The organism is Ilumatobacter nonamiensis YM16-303, from assembly GCF_000350145.1.
GTDB classification, from domain to species: domain Bacteria; phylum Actinomycetota; class Acidimicrobiia; order Acidimicrobiales; family Ilumatobacteraceae; genus Ilumatobacter_A; species Ilumatobacter_A nonamiensis.
Genome location: NZ_BAOL01000289.1, coordinates 1 through 4,345, shown reverse-complemented (window position 1 = coordinate 4,345; position 4,345 = coordinate 1). Strand labels below are relative to the sequence as shown.

The window sequence follows — 4,345 nt, the reverse complement described above, 5'->3', positions numbered from 1 at the left end:
GCGCTCCGTGCGCGAACTGTTCACGAGTTGATACGTGGCGGGCTGGTCCGACGCCGACCTGCCGCGGTTCGTCTGGCACGATCGGACCATGACCGTTGCCGTTGACCTCGATTCCGTCCTCGACGAACAGCACGCCGGTGTCGTCGCGATGCTGCCGCCGGATCTGCTGGACCTCAGCGACATCCCCGCTGCCCGGGCGCGCCTGGAGGGCCTCCTGGCGATGTTGCCGGCGCCACCTCCGCCGGAGAACGTCACCGTGTCCGAGGCGTCGGCTCCCTCGCTCGACGGAGCACCCGACGTCCGACTGAAGATCTACACGCCCGACGGGCTCGAACCGGGAGCGCCGGCGATCTATTGGATCCACGGCGGTGGCATGGTGCTGATGAGCGCCGATTCCGATGACCTGCTGTGCGCGACGCGTGCGGCGAACCACGGCTGCGTCGTCGTGTCGGTCGACTACCGACTCGCTCCGGAGACGCCGGCGCCCGGCCTCGTCGACGACTGTTTCGCCGGGCTGACGTGGCTCGCCGAACATGCCGACGAACTGGGTGTGAGTGCCGACCGGATCATGATCGGTGGTGCGAGCGCCGGCGGTGGCCTCGCTGCGGGAACCGCACTCCGGGCGCGCGACGAAGGTGGCCCGGCACTCGTCGGTCAGCTGCTCGTGTTCCCGATGCTCGATCATCGCAACGACACCGCGAGCAGCGAGGCGATCCAGGATCTCCGGGTGTGGAACCGGTCCGCCAACCAGGCGGCGTGGGCGGCCTACCTCGGCGACGAGGAGCCGAGCGCGTACTCGTCACCGGCGCTGGCCGACGACCTCGGTGGGCTTCCGCCGGCATACATCAACGTCGGCACGTTCGACATGTTCCTCGACGAGGACATCGCCTACGCCATGGAACTGAACCGCGCCGGAGTCGCCTGCGAACTGCACGTGTATCCGGGAGCATTCCACGGATCGAACGGGTTCCTGCCTGATCATCCGACCTCGGTGCGATGGCGTGACGACGAAGATGCGTTCATCGCGCGCACGCTCCACTCCGCGGCGACCTGAGCCATCGCGCCGACGCCGAGGAGTAGTCTCCGCGCGGTGATCCTCACGCCGGACTTCGCGGACCACGGGTGGCACCCACTCGTCCGTGCCGAACTGACGGAGGGCATCGTCCGGATCGCGTGGAGTGACGGGCTGGAGTTCGACTGCCATCCGCTCTGGTTGTACGAGCAGACCGTCGGAATCGAGCCCCGAACGCGGGAGGGCACGATCGAGCCCGGTCGGCTGCCCGATCCCGAGGATCTCCTGGGAGCCGGCGTGACCGGCGACGGTGCACTCGCGTTGTCCTGGTCCGCCGAGCCGGACGTCCGCGTGCATCCCGGTTGGCTCCGCCACATCGCCGACGGCGCCCACCTCCCGACCGCGGCGACCGGAGAACCGGCCGAGTGGACCACGGCGACGATGGCCGACCTGCCGACGTTCGACGGTTCGGCGGTCCTCGATGACGACGCGGTCCTCGAGGCGTGGTTGGCGTCGCTCTGCACGCTCGGGGTCGGACGGTTGCGCGGCTGTCCTGCAACCGAGGAGTGGATGGGGGAGGTCGCCGCCCGGATCGGTCCGATTCGGGGGTCCAACTTCGGTGGAGTGTTCACGGTGGAGTCGATCGTCGAACCCGACTCGACCGCCAACACCGGCCTCGCGCTCGGCCAACACACCGACCTCCCGACGCGCGAGACACCACCCGGATTCCAGTTCCTGCACTGTGTCGAGAACACGGTCAGCGGCGGGCTTTCGCGGATGGCGGACGGGTTGGCCGTCGTCGCCGAACTCCGTGACCATCATCGCGACGCGTACGCCTCGCTCACGACCGACGAGTGGGTGTTCGCGAACCGGGCGATCGACGGGGACCACCGCTGGGTCGGACCGATCATCGACCTCGGTGGGCCACGCTCGCCCCTGACCCTGCGCGCGTTCTACCCGGTGCGCCTCGCCCCACACATGCCGCTCGCGAACCAGCAACGCGCGTACGACGCGATGCGCACCTTCTCCCAGGTCGCACACGACCCGCGCTTCATGATCACGTCGGCCTTCCAGCCGGGGGACCTGGTCGGATTCGACAACCGCCGGATCCTCCACGGCCGCGACGCGTTCGACGCAACGGCGGGTCGCCGGCGGCTGCGCGGCTGCTACATCGACCACGACGACCTGTACTCCCGCCTGCGGGTACTGCGTCGACCGGGCGCCGCGCGCTCGGCACCGACATCACCGACATCACGGAGAATCACGACATGACATCGGTCTTCATCACCTGTGCCGTCACGGGCTCGGGCGACACGGTGGGCAAGTCCGACCTCGTCCCGTACACCGCGGAGGCGATCGCGCACGACTGCATCGACGCGGCCAAGGCGGGTGCGGCCGTCGTCCACGTCCACGTGCGGGATCCGGCTACCGGAGCACCGTCGAGAAACGTCGAGTACTACACGGAGGTCGTCGACCGGGTCCGCTCGTCCGACGTCGACGTCGTGCTCAATCTCACGTCCGGGATGGGCGGCGATCTCACGCTCGGCTCGGTCGAGTCGCCGCTCCCGCTCGCCGACGCCGGAACCGACATGGCGGGTGCGACCGAACGTCTCGAACACGTCCGCGCCCTGCGACCGGAGATCACGACACTCGACTGCGGGTCGATGAACTTCGGTGAGGGTGACTACGTGATGACGAACACCCCGGCGATCCTCCAGGAGATGGCACGCCAGATCACCGAGCTCGGCGTCCGGCCGGAGATCGAAGCGTTCGACACCGGCCATCTGTGGCATGCCAAGTCGTTGGTCGACGACGGTTTCATCGAGGACCCCGTGATGATCCAGCTGTGCATGGGGATCCCGTGGGGGGCGCCGCCCGACCTCAACACGTTCATGGCGATGGTCAACAACATCCCCGACTCGTGGACGTTCAGCGCTTTCTCGATCGGACGCCTGCAACTGCAGTACGTGGCGCTCGCCGCGATCGCCGGTGGAAACGTCCGGGTGGGTCTCGAGGACAACCTGTACCTCGACCGGGGCGAACTGGCGACCAACGCGGCACTCGTGGAACGAGCCGCCACGATCCTCGGCGGGATGAACATCGGACTCAAATCGGCTGGCGATGTGCGCACCGAGCTCCAGCTGACGAAACACGCATGATCGAGCGGGCCGCCGTCGTCGGATGTGGCGTGATCGGCGCGGCCTGGGTCGCGCGGATGCGACTCCGCCGCGTCGATGTCCTCGTGTACGACCCGGCGCCGTCCGCTCCAGGGGTTCTCGACGAAGTGACGGACCAGGCGGTCGCGGCGTGGGCGGATCTGGGGCTCCCCGTGGAACCGCTCGGTCGCCTCTCCGTGTGTCGCTCGATCGAGGATGCGGCGGCCGATGTCGACCTCGTCCAAGAGTGCGTCCCGGAGCGACTGCAACTGAAACACGCCACGATCGGGGCGATCGAAGCCGCCGCATCTCCGGAGGTGATCATCGCCTCGTCCACCTCGGGGTTCACACCGTCCGTTCTCGCCGCAGGCATGTCGCACCCCGAACGTCTGGTGGTCGCCCATCCCTTCAATCCGGTGTACCTCCTCCCGCTCGTGGAAGTGGTCGGTGGGACCGAGACCTCGCCGGCCGCGATCGATCGGGCGATGGCGATCTACATGGGCCTCGGCATGAAGCCGTTGCACGTGCGTGTCGAGATCGACGCGTTCATCGCGGACCGATTGCTCGAAGCGGTGTGGCGCGAGGCGCTGTGGCTCGTGAACGACGGCGTCGCGACGACCGCGGAGATCGACGACGCGATCCGGTACGGCTTCGGCCTGCGCTGGGCGCAGATGGGATTGTTCGAGACCTACCGCACCGCCGGCGGAGCGGGCGGGATGCGTCACTTCCTCGATCAGTTCGGTCCGTCGTTGGCATGGCCATGGACGAAGTTGACGGACACTCCCGAGTGGACCGAGGAACTCGTCGAGACGATCGCCGACCAATCGGATGCCCAGTCCGGTGACCGTACGCTCGCCGAACTGATCGCTGAGCGCGACCGCAACCTCGTCGCCATCCTGCGGGCGTTGGAATCGGTCGACGCGGGGGCCGGCCGCTCGGTGGCCGCGCTGCGCGGCGTTGCTTCGACCGATTGACCGCCGTCAGACCGCGTCCGGGCCCTCTTCGCCGGTACGGATCCGCACGACCCGATCGACATTGGTGACCCAGATCTTGCCGTCACCGATCTTCTGGGTGCGCGCTGCCTCGACGATCACCTCGACGACCCGGTCGACCACGCCGTCGTCGACCACGATCGACACGCTCACCTTGGGGACGAAGTCGATCTTGTACTCCGCTC

Annotated in this window: 5 protein-coding genes; 4 read left to right on the top strand and 1 reads right to left on the bottom strand. The window is 68.0% G+C overall.

Going from position 1 to position 4,345, the window contains the following annotated elements:
• The first annotated feature begins 88 nt into the window (after nucleotides 1-88).
• Genes ON45_RS19840 through ON45_RS19825 form a run of 4 tightly spaced genes read left to right on the top strand, consistent with a single transcriptional unit; the run spans nucleotide 89 to nucleotide 4,142 of the window.
• Nucleotides 89-1,054: an alpha/beta hydrolase gene (locus ON45_RS19840; RefSeq protein ID WP_148288796.1), complete on the top strand. Its 966-nt coding sequence runs from the start codon at nucleotides 89-91 to the stop codon at nucleotides 1,052-1,054.
• Nucleotides 1,055-1,090: 36 nt separating this feature from the next.
• Nucleotides 1,091-2,284, top strand: coding sequence for a TauD/TfdA family dioxygenase (locus ON45_RS21935; protein WP_051063471.1), 1,194 nt, complete (start codon nucleotides 1,091-1,093; stop codon nucleotides 2,282-2,284).
• Nucleotides 2,281-3,171, top strand: coding sequence for a beta-keto acid cleavage family enzyme (locus tag ON45_RS19830; protein WP_040496386.1), 891 nt, complete (start codon nucleotides 2,281-2,283; stop codon nucleotides 3,169-3,171). The genes ON45_RS21935 and ON45_RS19830 overlap by 4 nt, the downstream gene beginning before the upstream one ends.
• Nucleotides 3,168-4,142, top strand: a complete 975-nt coding sequence (locus tag ON45_RS19825) for a 3-hydroxyacyl-CoA dehydrogenase NAD-binding domain-containing protein (RefSeq protein ID WP_051063470.1) — start codon at nucleotides 3,168-3,170, stop codon at nucleotides 4,140-4,142. Before ON45_RS19830 ends, ON45_RS19825 begins: the two co-directional genes overlap by 4 nt.
• 6 nt (nucleotides 4,143-4,148) lie before the next feature.
• On the opposite strand, the gene ON45_RS19820 is transcribed toward ON45_RS19825, so the two are convergent.
• The coding region (locus ON45_RS19820) for a P-II family nitrogen regulator (RefSeq protein WP_040496384.1) at nucleotides 4,149-4,345 on the bottom strand (197 nt) is incomplete at its 5' end.